Source organism: Bacillus sp. AFS040349 (assembly GCF_002577655.1).
GTDB lineage: Bacteria > Bacillota > Bacilli > Bacillales > Bacillaceae > Metabacillus.
Map to the genome: position 1 here is coordinate 158,438 of NZ_NUMC01000031.1, position 26,081 is coordinate 184,518.

Genomic DNA, 26,081 nt, shown 5'->3' on the forward strand with positions numbered 1-26,081 from the left:
TTTGGTGATTTTCATACCAGCTAGTTTTTAGCAAAATGAAACGTGAAAACCATAAGTTGTTCAGGAAAAAGGAGTGAGCAAGTTGGAATATGTAATTGAAATGCTAAATATTCGTAAGGAATTTCCTGGCATAGTAGCAAATAATAATATTACATTACAAGTGAAAAAAGGCGAAATTCATGCCTTATTAGGTGAAAATGGTGCAGGAAAATCAACTTTAATGAATGTTCTTTTTGGCTTATATCAACCTGAAAAAGGGGAGATAAAAGTAAAAGGGAAAAAAGTAGATATTACCAATCCTAATATAGCGAACGATTTAGGGATCGGCATGGTCCACCAGCATTTTATGTTGGTCAATACTTTTTCTATTACAGAAAACATTATATTAGGAAATGAGCCGAAAAAAGGAACGACAATCAATATAAAAGATGCTGAGAAGCAGGTTAAAGAGATATCTGAAAAATACGGTTTAGCAGTAGATCCGTCGGCAAAAATATCTGATATATCAGTAGGGATGCAGCAACGTGTAGAAATTCTAAAAACTCTATATCGTGGTGCTGAAATCTTAATTTTTGATGAGCCGACAGCAGTATTGACTCCACAAGAAATTAAAGAGTTAATTCAAATCTTAAAGACGTTGATAAAAGAAGGAAAATCAATCATCTTAATTACACATAAGTTAAAAGAGATTATGGAAGTTTGTGATCGGGTTACGGTTATCCGCAAAGGTGAAGGAATTGGAACAGTAAATGTTGCTGATACAAATCCAAATGAATTAGCTTCACTTATGGTAGGACGTGAGGTCTCCTTTAAAACTGAAAAAACTCCTGCTAAACCAAAGGAAGATGTTTTAACTATTAATGATCTTATCGTAAAGGATAATCGACAGGTTGCAATGGTTAATTCTTTGAACTTATCTGTACGAGCTGGTGAGATTGTCGGTGTTGCAGGTGTAGACGGTAATGGTCAAACTGAACTAATTGAAGCGATAACAGGATTAAGAAAAGTCAGCTCTGGTTCGATTAAAATTAACAATAAAGAAATTACAAATTTTCATCCTAGAAAAATAACTGAATCAGGGGTTGGGCATATCCCACAAGACAGACATAAACATGGACTCGTCCTAGACTTTCCAATTGGTGAAAACATGGTTTTACAATCTTATTATAAGCAGCCGTTTTCAAAAAGTGGTGTTTTAAACTTTAATTCCATTTATGATAAAGCAAAGGAACTTATTAAGGAATTTGATGTTAGAACACCAAGTTCTTCAACACTTGCTAGAGCTCTCTCAGGTGGAAATCAACAAAAAGCGATTATAGGGAGAGAGGTTGATCGTAATCCCGAATTATTAATTGCAGCTCAACCTACGCGAGGTCTTGATGTTGGTGCGATTGAATTCATTCATAGCAGATTAATTGAGCAGCGTGATAAAGGGAAAGCAGTACTTCTAATTTCTTTTGAATTGGATGAAATTATGAACGTAAGTGATCGAATTGCTGTTATTTATGAAGGGCAAATCGTTGATATCGTGGATCCTAAAGAAACAACTGAGCAAGAACTCGGACTCCTTATGGCGGGAAGTAAGCGTCAGAAAGAAGGTAACCAGTCATGAATTTAAATCGTTATATGAACTTATTAATTCCTGTAATTGCGGTCATCTTAGGATTAATCTCAGGTGCAATTATCATGCTTGTTAGTGGATACAATCCTATTGCTGGATATAGTGCGTTATGGTATGGAATTTTTGGTGACACTTATTATATTGGTGAAACAGTTAGACAATTAACACCGTATATTCTTACTGGTTTAGCTGTTGCCTTTGCTTATAGAACAGGACTTTTTAACATTGGTGTTGAAGGTCAAGTAATCGTTGGCTGGTTAGCAGCTGTTTGGGTTGGTGTTGCGTTTGAGTTACCGGCAATTATACATCTTCCATTAGCAATTATCGCTGCTGGATTAGCGGGTGCATTATGGGCTTTTGTTCCTGGATTTTTAAAGGCTAGATTTAAAGTCCATGAAGTAATCGTTTCAATTATGATGAACTATGTTGCACTGCACGTAACGAATTATCTAATAAGAGAGGTTATTACTGATAACAGTGATTCCACTGACAAAATATTCCCGTCTGCATCACTACGTTCTGAGTTTTTTGAAAGTATAACAGATTACTCACGTATGCATTATGGAATTTTTATTGCTTTAATCGGTGCCTTTATTATGTGGTTCTTACTTGAGAAAACAACAAAAGGCTTTGAACTACGAGCTGTAGGATTTAATCACGATGCAGCACATTATTCTGGTATGAATGTTAGTCGTAACATTGTTCTTTCTATGGTAATATCAGGTGTTTTCGCGGGCGTTGCCGGGGCTATGGAAGGTCTTGGAACGTTTGAATATGTTTCAGTTAAAAATGGATTTACTGGAATAGGATTTGATGGTATTGCTGTTGCACTTATTGGTGGGAACGCTGCAATTGGTATTATCCTATCGGGAGCTTTGTTTGGCGGGTTAAAAGTTGGGGCGTTAAATATGCCTTCTGAAGCTGGTGTTCCAAATGAGCTTGTTGAAATCATTATTGCGCTTATTATCTTCTTCGTTGCTTCTAGCTATTTTATCCGTTGGATATTATTACGTTTTAAAAAGGAGGGGAAATAAGTGAGCATACTACAAGCTTTAGAAATCATTATCCCAACAGCTTTATTCGTTGCGGCTCCACTTATTTTCACTGCACTTGGAGGAGTTTTTAGTGAACGTTCAGGTGTTGTTAATATCGGTCTAGAAGGTTTAATGGTTATTGGTGCTTTTGTAGGAATTGTATTTAATTTACAGTTCGCTGAAGTATTTGGAAATGCTACTCCGTGGCTATCTATCGTTGCTGCTATGGTTGCTGCATCGATCTTTTCATTATTACATGCTGTAGCTTCTATTACGTTTAAGGCAGATCAAGTTGTAAGTGGTGTTGCAATTAACTTCTTGGCGGTTGGTTTAACATTATTCCTTGTTAAAAATATTTATGAAAAAGGGCAAACTGATCGAATCAATATTAGTTTTAACAAAATGGATGTACCATTATTAAGTGATATCCCGATTATTGGAAAAATATTTTTCTCAGGTGGATATGTAACTTCTTATTTAGCAATTTTCACTGCGATTGTTGTTTGGTATGTAATCTTTAAGACGCCATTTGGACTTCGTTTACGTTCAGTAGGAGAACATCCAATGGCTGCTGATACTATGGGGATTAATGTAACTAGAATGAGGTATATAGGAGTTCTATTAAGTGGTGCATTTGCCGGTTTAGGTGGTGCTGTTTATGCTACCATTATTTCTAGAGACTTTAGTCATGCGACGATAAGTGGTCAAGGATTTATGGCACTTGCAGCAGTAATATTTGGAAAATGGCACCCGCTTGGAGCAATGGGAGCAGCTTTATTCTTTGGGCTGGCTCAAGGCTTGAGTATTATAGGTGGAACAATCCCGTTTTTAAAAGATATCCCAGCTGTTTATTTACTTATCCTTCCTTATGTTTTAACAATTCTTGCATTAACAGGATTTATCGGCCGTGCTGATTCACCTAAAGCATTGGGAACACCTTATGAAAAGGGAAAACGATAATGAAAAAGCTTCTCCAAACTGGAGAAGCTTTTTTACTGTAAACCACCATGCTGAACTACTGTTACTTAATTCCAGTATATGTTAGACCAATATTACGCAAAATGAACTTGTTAACAAAATAATCTTTAGACAGGTGAAGAAAATATGGGAGCACCAAAGAAGCTTGATTTACTTGCATTATCATCTGTTCCTCTTGTTATGACATTAGGAAATTCAATGCTGATTCCTGTTTTACCTCTCATCTCAAAAAAATTAAATATTAGTGCCTTTCAGGTATCTTTAATTATTACTGTATACTCGATTGTTGCGATTATTTTAATTCCAATAGCGGGTTACTTATCAGATCGGTTTGGGCGAAAAATTGTGATGGTTCCATGTTTAATTATTGCTGGGGTAGGTGGAGCGGTTTCTGGATGGGCTTCTTGGAAAATTGAAGATCCTTACATATGGATCTTAATAGGACGTGTGCTTCAAGGAATAGGTTCTGCAGGAGCAGCACCGGTCGTTATGCCATTAGTAGGAGATATGTTTAAAAGTGATGAAGAAATAAGTGCTGGTCTTGGGTTAACCGAAACAGCAAACACTGCAGGTAAGGTGTTGAGTCCAATAATTGGTGCAGCTCTTGCAGCTTTTTTATGGTTCCTCCCGTTTTGGTTTATTCCTTTTTTTAGTTTAATTAGTGTTTTGTTAGTAGCTTTCCTTGTAAAAGTACCAAAAACAAAGGATAAAGAAGTACAAACAGTTAAGGAATTTGCCCACTGTGTAAAAGGTATTTTTAAAGAAAATGGGAAATGGCTTTTTGCCATTTTTACAGTTGGGTGTATTATCATGTTCGTTCTATTTGGAATTTTATTTTTCTTGTCGGACATGTTAGAAAAACAATATAACATTAATGGAGTAAAAAAAGGTTTAGTTTTAGCTATTCCATTACTGCCTTTATCGGTTAGTTCTTTCATATCCGGGAAGAAAATTGGTCAAAATAAAAATTTAATGAAAACGGTTATTATCGCTGGCATGGGATTAGTTACAATTTCGTTTATTGCATTAAGAGTACAACATACATTGATATTTTTAATTTCTTTCTTAGTTTTAACTGGAATAGGTATTGGGATTACCTTACCAAGTTTAGATGCTTTAATCACAGAAGGAATAGAAAAAGAAGAGAGAGGTACAATTACATCAATATATAGTGCAATGAGATTTATTGGTGTTGCAGCAGGTCCTCCAGTTTATTCATACTTAATGTCTACTAGTGAACATCTTGTCTATTACATTTCTGCAGGTTCAAGTGTGATAGCAGTTATGGTTGTGTTGCTTTTCATCCAAGTTAAGGATCTTGAGAAAGATCCAAAGCAAATGCCAAAGTTAGCGTAAAGAGACCGAATTTTTTCGGTTTCTTTTTTGTATAGAATTTTATGTTAAGAGTCAGGATAAGATAGTAAATAAAAGTGTATTATTTCCTTTATTATCCTTGTATTGATATAATTACAAACAAATTGAAAATAGAAAAAAGGAGGGTCTTCATGTCTTATTTTCATGAACAGCAAACAGATGTAAACGGTCTATCTTTGCATACCGTCTCAACAGCAAAATTCAAAACCAATACCATAGTTCTTAAGTTATTAGCCCCTTTAAATGAACAGGATGTTACATATAGAGCGCTATTACCATATGTACTTCAAAGAGGGACAAAAAATTTCCCGACTAGCACTGTTTTGAGACAACATTTGGATGAATTGTATGGCGCAACACTTCATGTAGATTTATCAAAAAAGGGTGAAAATCACATTATATCTTTTCGAATGGAAATTGCAAATGAAAAATTTTTAACAGATGCTACTCCATTATTAGAACAAGGTATTAAATTTTTATCCGAAATTTTATTGCAACCAGTTACAGAAAATGAAGCATTTCAGGATGAAATAGTTTCTCAAGAAAAACGTACCTTAAAGCAACGCATTCAATCTGTGAATGATGACAAAATGAGGTATTCAAATTTAAGACTTGTACAAGAAATGTGTAAAAATGAGCCTTATGCTTTACATGTGAATGGTGAAACCAAAGATGTAGATAAAATTGATGCAAAATCTTTGTATGAATATTATCAAAAATGCATTCAGACAGATCATATTGATCTATATGTTGTAGGGGATCTTGAACAAGATGAAGTAAAAGGGTATGTGAGTAAATATTTTACTTTTGACAACAGCCGTGAGCCTGTAGTCCAAACCCCATATAAAAAAGAAATAAAAGAAAAAGAAGTAATCGAAGAACAGGATGTAAAGCAAGGTAAGTTAAACATCGGCTATCGAACAAATAGTACGTATAAAGATGAGGATTACTATGCTCTGCAGGTCTTTAACGGAATTTTTGGTGGCTTTTCTCATTCGAAACTATTTATCAATGTACGTGAAAAAGCGAGTTTAGCTTATTATGCAGCATCAAGGGTAGAAAGTCATAAAGGATTACTAATGGTTATGTCGGGAATTGAGGTTCAAAATTATGATCAGGCAGTTTCCATTATTAAAGAACAGATGGCAGCAATGAAAAACGGAGATTTCACTGAACAAGAGTTTGAGCAAACCAAGGCTGTAATTCGAAATCAATTACTAGAAACTGTAGATACTGCTTATGGCTTAGTTGAAATTGTTTACCATAACGTTATCGCAAATATAAATCGGTCATTTGAGGACTATTTAAATGGAATTGAAAAGGTATCAAAAGAAGAAGTAACTAAAGTTGCTCAAAAGGTTGAGCTAGATACAATTTATTTCTTAAAAGGAATGGGGGGAACGGCATGACAACAAATCCTATTCGCTTCGATCAATTACAAGAATCATTATATTACGAGAAAATGTCAAATGGGCTTGATGTCTATGTGTTACCTAAAAAAGGTTTTAACAAAACTTATGCCACTTTTACGACGAAATATGGATCAATTGATAATCAATTTGTCCCTTTAAATGAAAATGAGATGATTTCTGTACCCGATGGGATTGCTCATTTTCTTGAACATAAATTATTTGAAAAGGAAGATGGAGATGTATTTCAGCAGTTTAGTAAGCAAGGTGCTTCTGCAAATGCTTTTACATCCTTCACTCGAACAGCTTATTTATTTTCAAGCACAAGCTCAGTTGAAAAAAACCTAGAAACATTAATTGATTTTGTGCAAGATCCCTATTTTTCAGAAAAAACAGTGGAGAAAGAAAAGGGAATTATCGGGCAAGAAATAAATATGTATGATGATAATCCTGATTGGCGTTTATATTTTGGATTAATTCAAAATTTGTATCAAAATCATCCTGTTAGAATTGATATTGCCGGAACCGTTGATTCTATTGCTAAAATTACGAAGGATTCCTTGTATGAATGCTATAACACGTTCTACCATCCAAGTAATATGCTCTTATTTGTTGTAGGTGCAGTTGAACCTGAGGAAATATTAAATCAGGTAAGAACTAACCAAGGTAAAAAAGATTTCACAGCTCAACCAGAAATAAAAAGGGAATTTCCAGATGAACCACTTGGGGTATTTAAAAAAATTGAGAAATTAAAAATGAATGTTCAAAGCTCAAAATGTTTAGTCGGATTGAAAGCTAAAAACCCTAATCGAGTGGGGAAAGAGTTGTTGAAATTTGAGCTTTCTATGAATATTATTCTCGATATGCTCTTCAGTAAAAGTTCAAAGCACTACGAGGAATTATATAAAGAAGGTTTAATTGATGACACATTCAGCTATGATTATACAGAAGAAAAAGGATTTGGATTTGCTATGATCGGTGGAGATACGGAAAATCCAGATCTCCTTGCAGACAAAATTAAACAAGTATTATTTAGTGCCAAAAAAGATGGTGTGGACTTCACAACATTCCAGGCGACTAAAAAGAAAAAAATTGGGGCATTTTTGAGAGCCGTTAATTCACCAGAATACATTGCCAATCAATTTACACGCTATGCATTTAATGAGATGAACCTATTTGATGTAGTCCCAATGTTAGAATCATTAACTCAAGAAGATATAACTAACGTATTACAAGAAGCAGTAGATGAAGAGTTATTTTCAGTATGTCAAGTGGTACCAAAATAATTTATTGGAGAGATCTGACTCAGTCAGATCTTTTTTCTGTATAATAGGGAAGCGGCAATTTAATTCACTTTAAAAGGAAGCTAACGGTAGTTACATAACATATAGAATGATTATTAAAGGAGTAAGTTATGGATAAATACGCACTTATAACTGGAGCGAGTGGTGACATTGGCATTGCTATCTCCAAAAAATTAATTAGTGAGGGGTATCATTTATATGTCCATTATCATCAGAATGAAAAGGTATTAAAGGAGTTAAAAGGCTTGTATAATGACAACTTAATTCTTCCGATTAAAGCTGATCTGACAAGCAAAACGGGTGTACAAGAGTTACTTGGACATATAAAGATGCCTGTTGAATTGGTTGTGTTTACTAGTGGTATGAGTCATTATGGGTTGGTAACAGATCTAAATGATGTAGAGATTGATCAAATGGTAGAACTACATATAACGAGTCCATTTCGCATAATACAAAAGCTAATACCTTCGATGATTACAAACCGTAAAGGTAATATCCTGTTTATATCCTCTATTTGGGGGATTACAGGTGCTTCTTGTGAGGTTTTGTATTCAATGGTGAAAGGTGGACAAAATGCTTATGTGAAGGCTCTCGCAAAAGAGCTTGCACCAAGTCATATTAGAGTTAATGCCATTGCACCAGGAGCGATATCTACTAAAATGCTTGCTCAATTTACGGATGAGGAAATAATTGAACTTCAAGAAGAAATTCCATTAGGAAGATTAGGCACACCTGATGAAATTGCAGAGGCTGTTATTTTTTTAGCGTCAGAAAAATCCTCTTATATTACAGGTCAAGTTATTTCCGTAAATGGTGGATGGATTTAAAAAGAAATTTGTATAAAATACTCCTCCCCTTGGAACAATAATTTTGTATCAATTAAAAAGGAGGAACTCCTATGTCTGTATTAGAAAATTGGAATGAGTGGAAAAATTTCCTTGGTGATCGTTTAGATCATGCCCAAAACGAAGGAATGAACGATCAAGTTATTTCTAACTTAGCGTTTGAAATTGGTGATTATTTAGCGAAGCAAGTAGAAGCTAAAAACCCACAAGAAAAAGTACTAGCAGATTTATGGAGTGTAGCTTCTGAACAAGAACAACATGCGATTGCAAACATGATGGTGAAACTTGTTCAAAACAATGGTTCGCACTAAGAGAGGAGAGATCCTCTCTTTTTCTTTGATAAAACGAGGGTTTGTACTTTAGTCGAGAAATCATTTTATCTTATACGTTTCTTTCTCTCTTTCTTCTTTGAGGAAAATCATTTATTATAAATAATAGTGGTTGTTAAAGAGGAGGGTTTAATTTGCCATATGAGTGGTATTTGGAATATGAAATTCAAAAGAACCGTCCCGGTTTATTAGGTGATGTGTCTTCCTTGTTAGGAATGTTGGCAATTAATATTATTACAATTAATGGTGTTGACGATTCCCGTCGGGGTCTTTTACTAAAATGTGAAAGTAATGATCAGGTCCGCAGACTTGAATCAATTTTAAATACAATGGATAACATAACTGTTACAAAGCTTAGAGTTCCAAAACTTCGTGATCGATTAGCGGTTCGACATGGTCGTTATATTCAAAGAGATGCAGACGACAAAAAAACTTTCCGGTTTGTGCGTGACGAACTTGGACTATTGGTTGATTTTATGGCAGAATTATATAAACAAGAAGGTCATAAGTTAATTGGAATTCGCGGAATGCCTCGGGTTGGAAAAACAGAATCAATTGTGGCCTCTAGTGTTTGTGCTAATAAAAAATGGTTGTTTGTTTCTTCTACGTTACTTAAACAAACCATTCGTAGCCAGTTGATTGCCGATGAATATAGTGAAGATAATGTGTTTATTATCGATGGAATTGTTTCAACGAGAAGAGGATCTGAAAAACACTTACAGCTTGTAAGAGAAATTATGAGGCTTTCTGCTACTAAGGTTGTTGAGCATCCTGATATATTTGTACAGAATACAGAGTATACAATTGATGATTTTGATTACATAATAGAAATTCGCAACGAGCCTGACGAGGAAATTACATATAAAGATGTTGAAGAGGGACCAACAATGTTCGACTCTTCAAGTCTTTCAGGATTTGACTTTTAATTATGGGGTGTTACGGTTGAGTGAACTAGGAAATCGACTGAAACAAGCAAGAGAAGAAAAGAATATGAGCTTGGACGATCTCCAGGAAATAACAAAAATTCAAAAGCGTTACTTGATAGGCATTGAGGAAGGCAATTATGCTATGATGCCTGGTAAATTTTATGCAAGAGCATTTATAAAGCAATATGCTGAAGCAGTTGATTTAGATCCGGAAATGCTGTTTGAAGAATACAAGAACGATGTACCAAGCACACACAAGGAAGATGTTCCTGAGCAGTTATCAAGAGTAAGAACACATAAACAATTGCCAAAATCTGCGTCTAAATTTATAGACTTTTTACCTAAACTTCTAACGATAGCTGTAGTTGTAGTAGTGGCTATTTTATTATGGTTATGGAGACAAGATGCAGCTGAAGACAATGCTAATAATGAAAACAAAATGGCTGAAGCAAATGATGTTGAATTTGAAATAGTAGAAAATACGACAACAACAGATGAACAGGCTAACGAAGAAGAAGCTGCCCAGGAAGAGGCGCCAAAAGAGGAAGCAGCAGAACCAGAAGAACCTGAAACACCTGCTCAAAGCCTGTCTGTAGTGGAAGGAACAACAACGACTTATGAGCTATCAGGTGCTGAAGAGTTTCAGCTGGAAGTTGTTGCAAAGGATCGGACATGGGTTAGAGTTAGAAACGGAAAAGGTAAAACATTCTATGGAGAAGAAATCCCTAAAGGTGAAACAAAAGTAAATGATCTAACTGCAGAATCAGAAATAACAATTAGAGTTGGAAATGTACCAGGGACAGACTTGAAAATTAATGGTGAGCTCCTGCAATTTCAAGATACAAAAACCACGCCACAGGACATTACCATCATTTATAAGAAAGAATAGGGGACTGACTCAGGAAGAAGAGTATGAACCACTACATTATTAGTAGAGGTTCATACTCCCTAATGGGGTCGTCCCATTTTGCATGTAAATGCTTGAGTTCAATAAAATGGAGGAATATACATGAATTTACCGAATAAAATTACCATTTCAAGGATTCTTTTAATACCAGTTTTTATGGTTATTATGTTAGTCCCATTTAACTGGGGAGAACTAACGTTTGGTTCGGAATCAATCTTAACAACTCATTTTGTAGGAGCTATTCTATTTATTGTTGCATCAACAACTGATTGGATTGATGGTTATTATGCAAGGAAATTGAATCAAGTTACGAATCTAGGGAAATTTCTGGATCCATTAGCAGACAAGCTACTCGTGTCAGCTGCTCTAATTATTTTAGTGGAGCTGGGGGCTGCACCTTCGTGGATGGTTATTCTTATCATAAGTCGAGAATTTGCAGTAACCGGTCTTCGCCTTGTGTTAGCCGGAGAAGGAGAGGTTGTGGCAGCCAACATGTTAGGGAAAATTAAGACATGGACGCAAATTATTGCCATTTCAGCTTTATTACTTAACAATTTACCATTTGAATTTATGAACATTCCATTTGCAACTATTTCTTTATGGGTTGCAACTTTCTTTACTGTTTATTCTGGATGGGACTACTTTATTAAAAATAAACAAGCCTTTGTAAATTCTAAATAAGGGGGATTGTTCATGAACATAAGAACAGAGATTATCGCCGTTGGTTCGGAGTTGCTTTTAGGTCAAATAGTGAACAGTAATGCCCAATTTTTATCACAAGAGTTAGCTGAACTTGGCTTGAGTGTTTATTATCATACCGTAGTTGGAGATAACCCTTCACGTCTAGAATCAGCGATTAACAACGCAAAAGAACGTTCTAATGTTATCATTTTTACTGGAGGCCTCGGTCCGACTAAGGATGATTTAACAAAAGAAACAATTTCAAAAGTGTTGGGAAGAGAGCTTACGTTTGATGTGGAAGCTTTAGAAAGTATCGAACGTTATTTTACTCAAACAAAACGTAGCATGTCTGAAAATAATAAAAAACAAGCATTGGTTATTGATGGCTCCTACATTTTAAAAAATGACTATGGTATGGCTCCTGGAATGGCTGTTGATATTGACGGAATGATTTATATGCTTTTGCCAGGCCCGCCTAGTGAAATGAAGCCAATGTTTGAGAATTATGGAAGAGAATATTTCCAAACAAAACTAGGTTTTCAAGATAAAATTATTTCACGTGTTTTAAGATATTTTGGAATTGGTGAATCCCAGCTTGAAACAGATATACAGGATATAATTGATGGACAAACAAATCCGACAATTGCTCCTCTGGCAGCGGATGGAGAAGTAACATTAAGACTTACAGCTAAGCATAAAGATGAACATATTGCACAAAAACTCCTTGATGAGACAGAGAAAAGAATTAATGACCGTGTAGGTGAGTTTTTCTATGGTTATGAACAGACAACCCTTGTTCATGAATTAAATAAACTATTGATGGAAAAAGGGAAAACAATTTCTGCAGCTGAAAGTTTAACAGGTGGAATGTTTTCAGAGTACATAACATCTTTAGATGGTGCTTCCCAAATTTTTAAAGGTAGTATTGTTTCTTATACAAATGAAGTGAAAGAGCAAATTTTGAAGGTGCAAAAACGTACCCTTGAACAATTTGGCGCAGTTAGCGAGGAATGTGCAAGGGAAATGGCTGAGCAAATCCGAAAGCTCTCTAAAAGTGATATAGGCATTAGCTTTACAGGTGCTGCAGGACCACAACCACATGAGGGACAACCTGTAGGGACAGTTTTTATTGCTATTTCTATGGGCGATCAGAATTCCAATGTTTTTAAACTGAATCTAGCTGGATCTAGAAAGGGAATTCGTGTTCGCTCGGTAAAGTATGGATGTCATTATTTAGTCAAACTATTAAACGAAATTGAATGATATAATGAAGTCTGTTAAGCCCAAATCTATTATTAGACTTTTGCTTAGCAGTCTTTTTTTCTATGAAGAAAATTAGTCTGTTTTTGCTGTAAAAATCAACAAACGATTCGAAAATAAGTAAAAATTAAAAATAGAACTCCCTTACTATCTGAAATTTACTTTTTCTTTATATAAAAAAGTAGATATATAGTGACTTTAAAAACATTAAAATAAAATAATCGAATAAATGTTCGCTTTTCACTTGGCAAACAAGATAAAAAGGGGTATATTTATTATAGATGAACTTTAAGGAGGAAATTTTGTGAGTGATCGTCAAGCTGCCTTAGATATGGCGTTAAAACAAATAGAGAAGCAATTCGGTAAAGGATCTATTATGAAATTAGGAGAGCAAACTGATCGAAAGGTATCAACTGTTTCAAGTGGTTCATTAGCACTTGATACTGCGTTAGGTATAGGTGGGTATCCTCGTGGTAGAATCATAGAAATCTATGGTCCTGAAAGCTCTGGTAAAACAACTGTAGCACTACATGCCATCGCTGAGGTTCAACAGCAAGGTGGTCAAGCAGCATTTATTGATGCTGAACACGCACTTGACCCTGTATATGCACAAAAACTTGGTGTAAACATCGATGAATTACTACTTTCACAACCTGATACAGGTGAACAAGCACTAGAAATTGCTGAAGCTCTTGTACGAAGTGGTGCAGTTGATATTTTAATTATTGACTCAGTTGCAGCGTTAGTACCTAAAGCTGAAATTGAAGGTGAGATGGGTGATTCACATGTTGGTCTTCAAGCAAGACTGATGTCTCAAGCATTACGTAAATTATCAGGTGCTATAAATAAATCTAAAACAATTGCTATTTTCATTAACCAAATTCGTGAAAAAGTAGGCGTGATGTTCGGAAACCCTGAGACAACTCCTGGTGGTCGTGCTTTAAAATTCTATTCTTCTGTTCGTTTAGAAGTTCGCCGTGCTGAAACACTTAAACAAGGTAATGATATGGTCGGAAATAAAACAAAAATTAAAGTAGTTAAAAATAAGGTGGCACCTCCTTTCAAAGTAGCAGAAGTTGATATTATGTACGGTGAGGGAATTTCAAAAGAAGGCGAAATCATCGATATGGGTTCGGATTTGGATATTGTTCAAAAGAGCGGTTCTTGGTATTCATATAATGAAGAACGTTTAGGTCAAGGTCGAGAAAATGCCAAACAATTCCTAAAGGAAAACCCTGAAATACGTTTAGAAATACAGGGTCAAATTCGAAAACATTATGGTCTAGACGAAGAAGTTACTGTACCAGATGAAAGTCAAGAAGAGCTTAACTTATTAGGGGAATAATCATTTAATTTTAAGGGGCGTTTTGCCCCTTTTTTATTTTTATTAGAAAAAATAATGTGATATTTGTTTAAATACATATGAATTAAAGAATTTTATTAGTAAGAAAAACGATAAATAACGATAAATAATATTGCATAAAATATTGTGACATAATTCTACAAAAATCATCCTTTTTCGCTAGTTATCACAAAGGTCATGGAAATAAGATTGAACAAAATGCTTAGAAACATTATAATGACAGGCTTGACAAGAAAAATTCACAGATTTACAATTGAGATGTATATTTTACAATTTTGTAGAATGATGATTGAAGCATTTTGAAAGCCGAAAATGTTGGTACTTGAAAAAGTCTTATGTCAAATAGTTTAAAGACGCAAGGTTCAACATGAAAACAAAGCTTTGTGCTGTATGTTGACAACTTATAATTGAACAATGTACATGCCGACACTTTAATCTAGAAAAAACAAGTTCATAGCAAGAGGAGGTGTAATAATGGACGTAGTATCAATAATCATCTCCATTTTGCTTGGCCTAATCGTCGGTGCAGTTGTTGGCTATTTTGTTCGTAAATCTATTGCCGAAGCAAAAATTGCTGGTGCTAATAACGCAGCGGAGCAAATTCTTGAAGAAGCAAAGCGTGATGCTGAGGCTACTAAAAAGGAAGCGCTTCTTGAAGCAAAAGATGAAATTCATAAGCTCCGCACAGATGCAGAACAGGAAGTTCGTGAGAGAAGAAACGAGCTTCAAAAACAAGAAAATCGCTTATTACAAAAAGAAGAGAATCTGGATCGTAAGGATGAGTCTTTAGATAAACGTGAAGCGATGCTAGAGAGAAAAGAAGGTTCTCTTAATGAAAGACAACAGCATATTGAAGAGATGGAAAGCAAAGTGGACGAGGTTGTGCGTAAACAGCAAACAGAGCTTGAGCGCATATCTAGCCTTACAAGAGATGAAGCAAGAGGAATTATTCTTGAAAAGGTAGAAAATGAACTCACACATGATATCGCTGTAATGATCAAAGAAAGCGAAAATCGTGCTAAAGAAGAAGCTGACAAGAAAGCGAAAGAAATCCTGTCACTTGCTATTCAACGATGTGCAGCAGATCATGTAGCTGAAACTACTGTTTCTGTTGTTAATCTTCCAAATGATGAAATGAAAGGTCGTATTATTGGACGTGAGGGGCGTAATATTCGTACGTTAGAAACATTAACGGGGATAGACCTTATCATTGATGATACACCTGAGGCAGTGATCCTGTCAGGCTTTGATCCAATTCGACGTGAAACAGCAAGAATTGCATTAGACAAGCTTGTTCAAGATGGTCGTATTCACCCAGCGCGTATTGAAGAGATGGTTGAGAAATCTCGTCGTGAAGTGGATGAATATATTCGTGAAATTGGAGAACAAACAACGTTCGAAGTTGGAGTTCATGGGCTTCATCCTGACTTGATTAAGATTCTTGGTCGATTGAAATTTAGAACTAGTTACGGTCAAAATGTTTTGAAGCACTCTATGGAAGTTGCGTTCTTATCAGGATTAATGGCTGCTGAGCTTGGAGAAGATGAATTATTGGCAAAACGAGCAGGCTTACTTCATGATATTGGAAAAGCTATTGACCATGAAGTTGAAGGTAGTCATGTGGAAATTGGTGTAGAACTTGCGACAAAGTATAAAGAGCATCCTGTTGTAATTAACAGCATTGCATCACACCATGGTGATACAGAACCTACATCGATTATTGCGGTTATTGTGGCAGCTGCTGATGCATTATCTGCAGCAAGACCAGGAGCACGTAGTGAAACACTAGAAAATTATATTCGTCGACTAGAAAAGCTTGAAGAAATATCTGAATCTTACGAAGGTGTTGAGAAATCATTTGCCATCCAGGCTGGCCGTGAGGTACGTATTATGGTTAAACCTGATAGTATTGATGACTTACAAGCACATCGCTTAGCAAGAGATATTCGAAAACGAATTGAAGAAGAGCTCGATTATCCGGGTCATATTAAAGTTACTGTGATTCGTGAAACAAGAGCTGTTGAATACGCAAAATAAAGTGGTGCAGAAATGCGCCACTTTATTTTTGCTCAATTTTGTGTAACACTAAATCTAAGAACAACGGTTACTATGTGTTGAGTTCAACAAAAATAGTTCAAACATGTTAAATGATAGAAAGGAAATACATATGAAAATTTTATTTATAGGTGATGTGTTTGGTTCACCTGGTAGAGAAATGATTAAAGAGTACCTACCTAAACTGAAAACAAAATATCAGCCACATGCTATTATTATTAATGGAGAAAATGCCGCACATGGGAGAGGGATTACAGAAAAGATGTATCAGCAGTTTATTCAAGCTGGTGCCCATGTCATTACAATGGGAAATCACACTTGGGATAATCGAGAAATTTTTGAATTTATCGATAAAGCACCTAATATGATTCGCCCTGCGAACTTTCCAGAAAATAATCCAGGAAAAGGCATGATATTTGTAACTATTGCAGGAAGAGAGATAGCTGTAATCAATTTGCAAGGGCGTGCATTTTTGCCACCTTCGGACTGTCCATTTAAAAAGGCTGATGAGCTGATTGAGCAAGCCAAAAAGCGTACATCTCTTATTTTTGTCGATTTTCATGCAGAAGCAACTAGTGAGAAACAGGCAATGGGCTGGTATTTAGACGGTCGTGCATCGGTTGTTGTTGGGACGCATACGCATGTTCAAACAGCTGATGATAGAATTTTAGACAAAGGAACAGCATATATTACAGATGTTGGTATGACGGGGCCTTATGATGGCATATTAGGGGTAGATAGAGAAATGATTTTAAAACGATTTCTTACAGGTCTACCTGTTCGTCATGATGTGGCTAATGGTAGAACCCAATTAAGTGGCATTATAGTTGATATTAACGATAAAACGGGCAAGGCTTCAAAAATTGAAAGAATCCTTATTAATGATGATCATATGTTTTTTGAATAGTTAAGAATATAAATGATTGAAAAAAAGAGCGGGAGACAGTGGGTAACTTGAAGACCTATTGTCTTTAAAGAATCCAGCATTGATTGGACGAGTCTTCAAAATAACATAATGTACCATAACATTTAGAATTTTTCGAAATAATGTGCGAACAAGCAGGAATATTTTCCAACTCTAGTGAATATAGTATCAATGGATATATAACTAACACTGTTTAAAAGGGAATTTAGGGGAGTTCCTTTTAAACAAGATATGCCAATGATTGTTCTAATGAACACTCAAGGATTCATTGAAAATGAAGGGGGAACTAGAAATGGAAATATTAAAGGTTTCAGCAAAGTCAAATCCTAATTCAGTCGCTGGTGCATTAGCTGGAGTATTAAGAGAAAGAGGTGCAGCTGAAATTCAAGCAATTGGTGCTGGTGCTCTTAATCAAGCAGTGAAAGCTGTAGCAATCGCTAGAGGCTTTGTTGCACCAAGTGGTGTTGATTTAATATGTATACCTGCTTTTACGGATATTCAAATAGACGGAGAAGAACGTACAGCTATTAAACTCATTGTGGAGCCAAGATAAGCTACATTAATGATGGAAGAGTTGCAGAAAGGATAGGGGTTTGACTCAATAGGAGTCAAGCCCTGTTTTTTTGTTTATATTTTAAGCTTTATTCTATTAATATAATGAAATAGTCCAACGTATGAAAGGAGAAGATAGTTCATGGCACTATTTGACGCGCATTGCGACATGTTATTTAAATTATGGGAGGACCCAACTATAAATGTTTATGAAGATGAGAGATTACATGTTTCTATCTCAAAGTTAAAGCAAATGGAAAAACCGATACAATGTTTTGCTATTTTTGTACCTGAGAGCGTTCCATTTGTTCATAAATTAGATGCTGCTCAGCAACAGATAAACATCTTTTATCAAAAGGTTTTAAACGAGTTTAACGATGTTAAATTGATTAAAACAAAATCGGATATTGATGATTTAAAACAGGGTGAAATCGGGGCTGTTTTAACTTTAGAAGGCTGTGATGCAGTCGGTGACCGTCTTGAAAATCTTGAATTGTTGTATGAACTTGGAATTCGTTCAGTTGGCTTAACGTGGAATTATGCAAATCTTGTGGCAGATGGAGCACAAGAAACAAGGAATGCTGGAATAACGAATTTTGGTAAGGATGTTATTACATTTTTAAATAAGAAAAGGTTGTGGACAGATTTATCTCATACAAGTGAAAGAAGCTTTTGGGAAGGATTAGACTTAGCTGAGTATCCTATCGCTTCACACTCTAATACTCATCATCTTTGTACACATGTAAGAAATTTAAAGGACGAGCAAATTGTTGCACTTTTTAGGAAAAACGGAATGATGGGTATAACATTTGTTCCCTTTTTTACGACAAATTATGAACAACCAACGATCAAGGATTTATTAAAGCATATAGATCATTTATGCTCGTTAGGGGGAGAAAATCATATTGGTTTTGGATCTGACTTTGATGGAATAGATCAAACAATAGTAGGACTTGAAAATTACTTGTGTTATGAACCTTTTATCAATGAACTTCAACGTAATTATCCAGAATCTCTAGTTGAAAAATTTATCTATCAAAATTTTATAAACCATATTTCATATTAATATAAATCAGCTTCTTTAATTCGGTAAAGTTTTAAGTAAAGTCTTGTATTTTTTTCTTGTAAGGTCTAAAATTGAATACGTTTAGTATTAATTCCAATAATTTCACTAGAGTTTAGAAATTTCTATAAAACTGAACATCATTGAAATATGAAAAAGATAGAAAAATAAACCATATTCTTTAAATGAGGGGTGTAGAAACATGATTAGTCAACTTTCATGGAAAGTTGGGGGACAGCAAGGAGAAGGAATTGAAAGTACAGGTGAAGTATTCTCTATTGCATTAAACCGACTAGGGTATTATTTATATGGCTATCGTCATTTTTCTTCTCGAATTAAAGGTGGCCACACCAATAATAAAATTCGTGTAAGTACAACAAAAGTTCAATCAATTTCGGATGATCTTGATATTTTAGTAGCTTTTGACCAAGAAACAATTGATGTAAACTTCCACGAACTTCGTGCGGGTGGAATTGTGCTTGCAGATGCTAAATTTAATCCTACCATTCCAGAAAATGAGGATATAACTTTATTTTCAGTTCCATTTACTGAAATAGCAACAGAGCTTGGTACTTCTTTAATGAAAAATATGGTCGCTATTGGAGCAACAAGTGCATTACTCGATATTGATCCAAGTCAATATCATGAGGTTGTGAATGAAATATATGGCCGAAAAGGCGAACAAATTGTAGAAAAAAATATGCTGGCTATTGAAAATGGAGCAAAATATTTGAAAGAACAACTTGAGTTCCAACGTCAGGATCTTTATTTAGAGAAAGCTGACGGTAAAAAACGTATGTTTATGATTGGAAATGATGCAATTGCATTAGGCGCGATTGCAGGTGGCTCACGCTTTATGGCTGCATATCCAATTACACCTGCTTCAGAAATTATGGAATATTTAATTAAAAAGTTACCTAAGTTCGGTGGTGCTGTTATTCAAACAGAAGATGAAATTGCTGCTTGTACAATGGCAATTGGAGCAAACTATGCTGGAGCTCGTACATTTACAGCTTCCGCGGGACCTGGTTTATCTTTAATGATGGAAGCAATCGGTCTATCAGGTATGACGGAGCAACCACTTGTTATTATTGATACACAACGTGGTGGTCCAAGTACAGGATTACCAACCAAACAAGAACAATCAGACTTAATGGCAATGATTTATGGTACTCACGGAGAGATCCCTAAGGTTGTAATGGCTCCAAGTACAGTGGAAGAAGCATTCTACGATACAATTGAAGCCTTTAATATTGCTGAAGAATTTCAAGTGCCTGTTATTTTATTATCAGACTTACAGCTTTCTCTTGGCAAGCAAACAGTAGAACCATTAGATTACAGCAAAATAGAAATTCGTCGTGGAAAGCTTGTTGCAGATGATCTTCCAGAAGTTGAAAACAAAGCATACTTTAAACGTTTCGAAGTAACTGAGGATGGTGTTTCTCCACGTGTCATTCCAGGCATGAAAAACGGAATTCACCACGTAACAGGGGTTGAACATGATGAAACAGGTAAGCCATCTGAATCTGCTTTGAATCGTGTAGCTCAAATGGATAAACGTTTAAGAAAACTTAACAACATGGAATTTAAAAACCCTGTTTATAAAAATGTTCAGCATGAAAATCCGGATGTTCTACTCGTAGGTTATTTATCAACTCGTGGGACTATTGAAGAAGCTATGGAGCGTCTAGAAGCTGATGGGATAAAAGTGAATCATGCACAAATCCGTCTTATTCATCCATTCCCGAGTGATGAAATCCTACCTTTAGTTGAAACGGCAAAAAAAGTAATTGTTGTAGAAAATAATGCAACAGGTCAACTTGCGAGTCTTCTTAAAATGAACGTAGGAAATGCGAATAAGATCTCTTCTTTACTTAAATATGATGGCAATCCATTCCTACCTCATGAAATTCATACTAGAAGCAAGGAGTTGATGTAACATGGCAGCAACATTTAAAGATTTTCGTAACAATGTAAAACCAAACTGGTGCCCGGGCTGTGGTGATTTCTCAGTACAAGCAGCAATTCAACGTGCAGCGGCTAATGTTGGACTTACACCAGATGAGCTTGCAGTTGTTTCTGGTATTGGCTGTTCAGGTCGTATTTCAGGTTACATTAATTCATATGGATTCCACGGGATTCATGGTCGTTCTTTACCAATTGCACAAGGTGTTAAAATGGCAAATAAAGATCTGACTGTTATTGCCTCTGGTGGAGATGGTGATGGATTTGCGATCGGAATGGGTCATACTATTCACGCTATTCGTCGTAATATTGACATTACTTATATTGTCATGGACAACCAAATTTACGGATTAACAAAAGGGCAAACTTCACCTCGAAGTGATGCTGGATTTGTGACGAAGAGTACTCCGCAAGGCTCAATTGAATCAGCATTATCGGTTATGGAAATGGCCTTAACTGCTGGTGCTACATTTGTAGCACAAAGCTTCTCTACAGACCTTAAAGATTTAACAGCTTTAATTGAAGCAGGAATTAACCATAAGGGATTTTCATTAATTAACGTATTTAGCCCATGTGTAACGTACAATAAAGTAAATACGTACGATTGGTTTAAAGAAAATTTAACTAAACTTTCAAATGTAGAAGGATATGACCCACACAATAAAGAAGTGGCGATGCAAACTCTTATGAAGCATAATGGATTGGTTACAGGTTTAATCTATCAAAATACAGAGCAAAAATCTTACCAAGAAATGATTAATGGGTATAGTGAAACACCTCTTTCTCAAGCTGATTTAACAATAGAAGAGGAAGAATTTAATAAAATGATAGCGGAATTTATGTAATAATTTTAGAGGGGACTGAATTTAAAATTCAGTCCCCTCTTTTTTTAAATTAAAATTCATTGAGGAAGGATTAGGTAAAATGAATCATATTTAACATTTTATTTTATAAGCAATCAAACGTCCACTGTATATGGACAATGATGTTTACAAATAAATATTACATGTTAAGATATTGTTATATAAGCTTTTTTGGAGTAAGGGGTGTTCACTGTGAACGGAAAGATGAAAGCGCTTGTAAAACACCATAGAGGATTTGGGGCACTATTAGAAATGGTTGACATTCCACAAATCTCGGAAAATGAAGTATTGATTAAGGTAAAAGCTACGTCAATTTGCGGAACAGATGTTCATATTTATAAATGGGATGAGTGGTCAGCTAGCAGAGTAAACCCACCTTATATTTTTGGTCATGAGTTTTCAGGAGAAATTTTTGAAATAGGAGCAAAGGTGACAAATGTTACAGTAGGTGATTCTGTTTCCGCGGAAACACATTTAGTTTGTGGAAAATGTCCGCAGTGCTTAACGGGTAAAGCACATATATGCAAATTTACTAAAATTATTGGTGTTGATACAGGAGGGTGTTTTGCAGAGTATGTTGCCTTGCCTTCAACAAATTTATGGAAAAATCCTAAAGATATGCCATATGATATTGCCTCTATTCAAGAACCAATGGGAAATGCTGTGCACACTGTATTAGCAGGTGATGTGATTGGTAAAACAGTTACTGTTATAGGATGTGGCCCAATTGGAATTATGGCTGTAGGAATAGCAAAAGCTGCAGGTGCATCTCAGGTCATTGCGGTAGATATTAATGAATATCGATTACAACTAGCTAAACAACTCGGTGCAACTATAATTGTGAATTCTAAATACCAAGATCCGTTGAAAGTTGTTTATGAGTTAACTGACGGTCATGGAGTAGAGGTTGTATGTGAAATGTCAGGTCATCCAGTTGCAATTAACCAAGGGTTTAAAATGGTAACAAATGGAGGGCGTGTGTCAATTCTAAGTTTACCTACTAAACCTGTTGAATTTGATGTAACAAACGATATTGTTTTTAAGGGGATTACGATTCAAGGGATAACTGGTAGAAAAATGTTTGAAACATGGAAGCAAGTATCGGCCTTAATTCATTCAGGACAGGTAAATCTAAAGCCTCTTATTACACATAGATTTTCATTAGAGCAGTTTGAAAAAGGTTTTGATTTAATGATGGATGGGAATTGTGGAAAAGTTGTTTTACACCCATAAATGAAAGCACTTACATTAGTGATCATAGGATTATATATATCTATTTTATAGGAGGAGATTTAAATGAACGGTTTTGAGTTTTTACAATCAGAGTTAGAAGAAATGAAGAAGCAAGGAACATTTCGTCAATTAATACCTTTAGAATCTGACCAGTCAGCAAGAGTTGTTATTAATGGTAAAAAAGTTATCCAATTATCTTCAAATAATTATTTAGGTTTAACTTCGCATCCTCGCTTATGCTCTGCGGCACTTAAAGCTGTCGAAAACTATGGAGCAGGAACAGGGTCAGTACGAACGATTGCTGGTACTTTTACTATGCATAAAGATTTAGAAGAAAAACTTGCTCAGTTTAAACATACGGAATCTTCATTAGTATTTCAATCCGGATTTACAACAAATCAAGGGGTACTTTCCTCTATATTAACAAGTGAGGATGTTGTAATATCAGATGAATTAAATCATGCTTCCATAATTGATGGTATTCGGTTAACAAAGGCAGATAGAAAGGTTTATAAACACGTAAACATGTTAGACCTTGAAAGAGCACTAAAAGAATCAGAGAATTATAGAGTCCGTGTTATTGTGACGGATGGTGTATTCTCTATGGATGGTAATATTGCCCCTTTACCTGGCATTGTAGAATTAGCAGAAAAATACCATGCTTTGGTAATGGTTGATGATGCACACGCTTCAGGTGTATTAGGAGAAAATGGGCGCGGAACGGTTAACCATTTTGGCTTAGATGGTCGTGTTCATATACAAGTAGGAACACTAAGTAAAGCAATCGGGGTTTTGGGAGGTTATGTAGCCGGACAAAAAACACTTATTGATTATTTAATTCATAAAGGCAGACCATTTTTATTTAGTACATCTCATCCACCTGCAGTTACTGCCACATGTATAGAAGCGATAAAGGTTTTATTAGATGAACCACATTTAATTAATAGACTGTGGGATAATACTAAGTTTTTTAAAGATGGTTTAGCAAAACTTGGATTTAATACCGGGAAAAGTGAAACTCCTATAACCCCGATTATTGTTGGAGATGAAGCATTATCACACAAATTTTCAGATAAATTGTTAGAATATGGTGTATTTGCTCAAGGCATTGCTTTTCCTACTGTCGCTAAAGGTCACGCTCGCGTTCGCACAATTGTTACAGCAGAGCATTCGATAGAAGACCTTGAAGAGGCACTTAGTGTGTTTGAGAAAGCAGGAAAAGAATTAAAGATTATCTAAATTTCACTTAGAATTTTATAAAGATTAGTAAATAATCATGAGGTAAGTGATTCTAAAGCCTTATAATAAATCGACACACCTCAACAAATATCGGGTAGTAACAGGTACCATAAAAGTTAGACCACTTTAAAACCCGTGCAACAGGACATTCCCCTACATCATATAAATGAGAATAGCATGGTGAAAGGGAGTGAGCTTGTGGCAGTTGTAAAGGCAACTGAAGCAGATGTTAAGCTTTTGGCGCGGTTAATGAGGGCAGAGGCTGAAGGTGATGGTCAACTTGGAATGCTTATGGTTGGTAATGTCGGTGTTAATCGCACAAGATCCAATTGTTTAGACTTTAAAGATATAAGAACAATAAGAAAAATGGTATATCAACGACCAGGGGGCTTTGAAGCTACAATTAAAGGATATTTTTATCAATCTGCAAGAGAACTGGATATTCGTTTAGCTCGTAGAGTTATTAATGGTGAAAGGTTCCATCCAGCAACAAATTCATTGTGGTTTTTTAAGCCTTCTGGAACGTGTCCTGCACAATGGTATAATCAGTGGAACGCTGGAAGATTTAAAAATCATTGTTTCTATTCACCGACTCAGTCTGATTGTCCAAATGTGTTTAATACATTTTAATAAAAATAAATAATTCTTAATAACATCACAAAAATGTGGTGTTTTTTTATATATCATAAAAATAAGATTTTAAAGAAAAAAATATATGATAAACTAAGGCTTTCATAGTTAATACTTTTAGAAAATCCAAGTTTTTCTAATTAAATATAAATTTATGAAGATAAAAACTTTATTTTCTGCCATTTTTCAGAAATAAAGAAATAAAGTAAACTAGATTAGAATGAAATTTAAAATTAATAGATTGAATATGCAAGGTGAGAAAAATGAAAATAATTATAGCTGAAAAACCTGACCAAGCTTCCACCCTATGTGCACAATTTCAAAGAGTAAAGCGGGATGGTTATTTTGAGGTGAAACCTAATGAACTGTTTCCAAAAGGTGCTTTTTTCACATGGGCTATAGGTCACCTAACGCAATTAAGTAATCCAGAAGCTTATAAACCAGAATGGAAAAAATGGTCTATTTCAATGCTGCCTATAATTCCAGATAGGTTTCAATACGAAGTAACGAAATCAAAATCAAAACAGTTTTATATTATTAAACAGCTATTAAACAATCCAAACGTAACCGAAATTATTCATGCGGGTGATGCTGGACGTGAAGTGGAGTTAATTATCAGGAATATTATCCATTTATCAGGAGTAAAAAAGCCAATAAAAAGATTATGGATATCCTCATTAACACCAGCTGCTATACAAACGGGATTTCAACAGTTATTAGACGATGAAAAAACAAAAAATCTCTTTTATGAGGCTTATTCTCGTGCATGTGCAGATTGGCTCGTTGGAATGAATGCCTCTAGAGTCTATTCTTTATTGCTGAAAGAACGTGGAATGAATGATATTTTTTCAGCAGGGAGAGTTCAAACTCCAACACTTGCACTGATTGTTAAAAGAGAAAAGGAAATTGATTCATTTAAACCTGAACCATTTTGGGAGGTTGTTGCAACATTTAACATCAATGGCAAGAAATATAAAGGGAAATGGCATAAAGATCAGCAAACACGTGTAATGGATAAGGAACTAGCAAATAAAATAGCGGGGTTTTGTATGGGAAAGCCTGCTGAAATTAAAGATTTGATAACTGAAAGAAAAGAATATCAACCGCCCATGCTTTTTAATTTGTCCTCTCTACAGGCAACTGCCAACAAGGCATTTAAGTTTTCACCTAAGAAAACATTAGATATTGTTCAATCACTCTATCAAAAGGGAATAGTATCTTATCCACGTTCATTATATACAAAAAAGGATATGGACATAATTGATAGAATAGGAGAAAAGTTGAATTATAACGGTTTATAGCATGTCCATATGTTGTGGACATAATGAAAGTGGACATAATGGGGTAATTAGTATTTCCGCGAAAACCATAACCGGAGACCCGTAACCATAACCGGAGACCAATTACAGGTATTTAGATTATTTGGGACAATCTATATTTATATTTTATACAATAGCTATTCATTCATAATAAAATTTAAACTTTTTAGTAAGAAGAATAGCACGTGTGACTGCTAGAATAAAGT

At 35.2% G+C, this 26,081-nt stretch carries 22 protein-coding genes and 1 pseudogene; all 23 read left to right on the top strand.

What is annotated here, in order from left to right; genetic code table 11:
- Window positions 1-82: 82 nt before the first annotated feature.
- Window positions 83-1,612: an ABC transporter ATP-binding protein gene (locus COD11_RS08610; RefSeq protein ID WP_098796353.1), complete on the top strand. Its 1,530-nt coding sequence runs from the start codon at window positions 83-85 to the stop codon at window positions 1,610-1,612.
- A complete protein-coding gene (locus tag COD11_RS08615) occupies window positions 1,609-2,655 on the top strand; it encodes an ABC transporter permease (RefSeq protein ID WP_098796354.1) in 1,047 nt (348 codons plus the stop codon). Before COD11_RS08610 ends, COD11_RS08615 begins: the two co-directional genes overlap by 4 nt.
- A gap of 6 nt (window positions 2,656-2,661) precedes the next feature.
- Complete coding sequence (locus COD11_RS08620) at window positions 2,662-3,615, top strand: ABC transporter permease (RefSeq protein WP_379050906.1); 954 nt, start codon at window positions 2,662-2,664, stop codon at window positions 3,613-3,615.
- A 144-nt stretch (window positions 3,616-3,759) separates the two neighbouring features.
- Window positions 3,760-4,989 (top strand): bacillibactin exporter BcbE, encoded by a 1,230-nt coding sequence (gene bcbE, locus COD11_RS08625; RefSeq protein ID WP_098796356.1) that lies wholly within the window; start codon window positions 3,760-3,762, stop codon window positions 4,987-4,989.
- Window positions 4,990-5,138: 149 nt separating this feature from the next.
- Complete coding sequence (gene yfmF / locus COD11_RS08630) at window positions 5,139-6,416, top strand: EF-P 5-aminopentanol modification-associated protein YfmF (protein ID WP_098796357.1); 1,278 nt, start codon at window positions 5,139-5,141, stop codon at window positions 6,414-6,416.
- Window positions 6,413-7,702 (top strand): EF-P 5-aminopentanol modification-associated protein YfmH, encoded by a 1,290-nt coding sequence (gene yfmH / locus COD11_RS08635; protein WP_098796358.1) that lies wholly within the window; start codon window positions 6,413-6,415, stop codon window positions 7,700-7,702. Before yfmF ends, yfmH begins: the two co-directional genes overlap by 4 nt.
- 128 nt (window positions 7,703-7,830) lie before the next feature.
- The gene (ymfI, locus tag COD11_RS08640; protein ID WP_098796359.1) at window positions 7,831-8,547 is read left to right on the top strand and encodes an elongation factor P 5-aminopentanone reductase; all 717 of its coding nucleotides are present in this window, start codon (window positions 7,831-7,833) and stop codon (window positions 8,545-8,547) included.
- Window positions 8,548-8,618: 71 nt separating this feature from the next.
- Window positions 8,619-8,876 (top strand): DUF3243 domain-containing protein, encoded by a 258-nt coding sequence (locus COD11_RS08645; protein WP_098796360.1) that lies wholly within the window; start codon window positions 8,619-8,621, stop codon window positions 8,874-8,876.
- Window positions 8,877-9,028: 152 nt separating this feature from the next.
- Window positions 9,029-9,820: a DUF3388 domain-containing protein gene (locus COD11_RS08650; protein WP_098796361.1), complete on the top strand. Its 792-nt coding sequence runs from the start codon at window positions 9,029-9,031 to the stop codon at window positions 9,818-9,820.
- 7 nt (window positions 9,821-9,827) lie between these two features.
- Window positions 9,828-10,709 carry a helix-turn-helix domain-containing protein gene (locus COD11_RS08655; RefSeq protein ID WP_098796377.1) on the top strand — a complete coding sequence of 294 codons (882 nt, stop codon included), beginning with the start codon at window positions 9,828-9,830 and terminating at the stop codon, window positions 10,707-10,709.
- Between the two features lie 120 nt (window positions 10,710-10,829).
- Window positions 10,830-11,408, top strand: coding sequence for a CDP-diacylglycerol--glycerol-3-phosphate 3-phosphatidyltransferase (gene pgsA / locus COD11_RS08660; protein ID WP_098796362.1), 579 nt, complete (start codon window positions 10,830-10,832; stop codon window positions 11,406-11,408).
- A gap of 12 nt (window positions 11,409-11,420) precedes the next feature.
- Entirely contained in the window at window positions 11,421-12,671 is a 1,251-nt protein-coding gene (locus COD11_RS08665; RefSeq protein ID WP_098796363.1) for a competence/damage-inducible protein A, read from the top strand.
- A gap of 301 nt (window positions 12,672-12,972) precedes the next feature.
- On the top strand, window positions 12,973-14,013 hold the full coding sequence (gene recA, locus COD11_RS08670; RefSeq protein WP_098796364.1) for a recombinase RecA: 1,041 nt from the start codon (window positions 12,973-12,975) through the stop codon (window positions 14,011-14,013).
- A 492-nt stretch (window positions 14,014-14,505) separates the two neighbouring features.
- Window positions 14,506-16,068 (top strand): ribonuclease Y, encoded by a 1,563-nt coding sequence (rny, locus tag COD11_RS08675; protein ID WP_379050119.1) that lies wholly within the window; start codon window positions 14,506-14,508, stop codon window positions 16,066-16,068.
- A 130-nt stretch (window positions 16,069-16,198) separates the two neighbouring features.
- The gene (locus COD11_RS08680; protein WP_098796366.1) at window positions 16,199-16,993 is read left to right on the top strand and encodes a TIGR00282 family metallophosphoesterase; all 795 of its coding nucleotides are present in this window, start codon (window positions 16,199-16,201) and stop codon (window positions 16,991-16,993) included.
- Window positions 16,994-17,303: 310 nt separating this feature from the next.
- On the top strand, window positions 17,304-17,564 hold the full coding sequence (spoVS, locus tag COD11_RS08685; protein ID WP_003181955.1) for a stage V sporulation protein SpoVS: 261 nt from the start codon (window positions 17,304-17,306) through the stop codon (window positions 17,562-17,564).
- 141 nt (window positions 17,565-17,705) lie between these two features.
- Window positions 17,706-18,629 carry a dipeptidase gene (locus COD11_RS08690; protein ID WP_098796367.1) on the top strand — a complete coding sequence of 308 codons (924 nt, stop codon included), beginning with the start codon at window positions 17,706-17,708 and terminating at the stop codon, window positions 18,627-18,629.
- A 199-nt stretch (window positions 18,630-18,828) separates the two neighbouring features.
- On the top strand, window positions 18,829-20,565 hold the full coding sequence (locus tag COD11_RS08695) for a 2-oxoacid:acceptor oxidoreductase subunit alpha (RefSeq protein WP_098796368.1): 1,737 nt from the start codon (window positions 18,829-18,831) through the stop codon (window positions 20,563-20,565).
- 1 nt (window position 20,566) lies between these two features.
- Complete coding sequence (locus COD11_RS08700) at window positions 20,567-21,436, top strand: 2-oxoacid:ferredoxin oxidoreductase subunit beta (RefSeq protein WP_098796369.1); 870 nt, start codon at window positions 20,567-20,569, stop codon at window positions 21,434-21,436.
- 210 nt (window positions 21,437-21,646) lie between these two features.
- Window positions 21,647-22,687 (top strand): L-threonine 3-dehydrogenase, encoded by a 1,041-nt coding sequence (tdh, locus tag COD11_RS08705; protein ID WP_176551018.1) that lies wholly within the window; start codon window positions 21,647-21,649, stop codon window positions 22,685-22,687.
- A gap of 63 nt (window positions 22,688-22,750) precedes the next feature.
- Window positions 22,751-23,926 carry a glycine C-acetyltransferase gene (locus COD11_RS08710; protein WP_098796370.1) on the top strand — a complete coding sequence of 392 codons (1,176 nt, stop codon included), beginning with the start codon at window positions 22,751-22,753 and terminating at the stop codon, window positions 23,924-23,926.
- A 198-nt stretch (window positions 23,927-24,124) separates the two neighbouring features.
- The gene (locus tag COD11_RS08715) at window positions 24,125-24,556 is read left to right on the top strand and encodes a cell wall hydrolase (RefSeq protein WP_098796379.1); all 432 of its coding nucleotides are present in this window, start codon (window positions 24,125-24,127) and stop codon (window positions 24,554-24,556) included.
- 263 nt (window positions 24,557-24,819) lie between these two features.
- Window positions 24,820-25,854: pseudogene (locus COD11_RS08720) on the top strand (DNA topoisomerase); the annotation flags it as partial.
- Between the last annotated feature and the right edge of the window lie 227 nt (window positions 25,855-26,081).

Coding starts and splice junctions, on each gene's coding strand:
- COD11_RS08615 (WP_098796354.1), top strand. CDS start 1,609: ATGAATTTAAATCGTTATATGAACTTATTAATTCCTGTAATTGCGGTC.
- bcbE (WP_098796356.1), top strand. CDS start 3,760: ATGGGAGCACCAAAGAAGCTTGATTTACTTGCATTATCATCTGTTCCT.
- yfmF (WP_098796357.1), top strand. CDS start 5,139: ATGTCTTATTTTCATGAACAGCAAACAGATGTAAACGGTCTATCTTTG.
- yfmH (WP_098796358.1), top strand. CDS start 6,413: ATGACAACAAATCCTATTCGCTTCGATCAATTACAAGAATCATTATAT.
- ymfI (WP_098796359.1), top strand. CDS start 7,831: ATGGATAAATACGCACTTATAACTGGAGCGAGTGGTGACATTGGCATT.
- COD11_RS08645 (WP_098796360.1), top strand. CDS start 8,619: ATGTCTGTATTAGAAAATTGGAATGAGTGGAAAAATTTCCTTGGTGAT.
- pgsA (WP_098796362.1), top strand. CDS start 10,830: ATGAATTTACCGAATAAAATTACCATTTCAAGGATTCTTTTAATACCA.
- COD11_RS08665 (WP_098796363.1), top strand. CDS start 11,421: ATGAACATAAGAACAGAGATTATCGCCGTTGGTTCGGAGTTGCTTTTA.
- rny (WP_379050119.1), top strand. CDS start 14,506: ATGGACGTAGTATCAATAATCATCTCCATTTTGCTTGGCCTAATCGTC.
- COD11_RS08680 (WP_098796366.1), top strand. CDS start 16,199: ATGAAAATTTTATTTATAGGTGATGTGTTTGGTTCACCTGGTAGAGAA.
- spoVS (WP_003181955.1), top strand. CDS start 17,304: ATGGAAATATTAAAGGTTTCAGCAAAGTCAAATCCTAATTCAGTCGCT.
- COD11_RS08690 (WP_098796367.1), top strand. CDS start 17,706: ATGGCACTATTTGACGCGCATTGCGACATGTTATTTAAATTATGGGAG.
- COD11_RS08695 (WP_098796368.1), top strand. CDS start 18,829: ATGATTAGTCAACTTTCATGGAAAGTTGGGGGACAGCAAGGAGAAGGA.
- COD11_RS08700 (WP_098796369.1), top strand. CDS start 20,567: ATGGCAGCAACATTTAAAGATTTTCGTAACAATGTAAAACCAAACTGG.
- COD11_RS08710 (WP_098796370.1), top strand. CDS start 22,751: ATGAACGGTTTTGAGTTTTTACAATCAGAGTTAGAAGAAATGAAGAAG.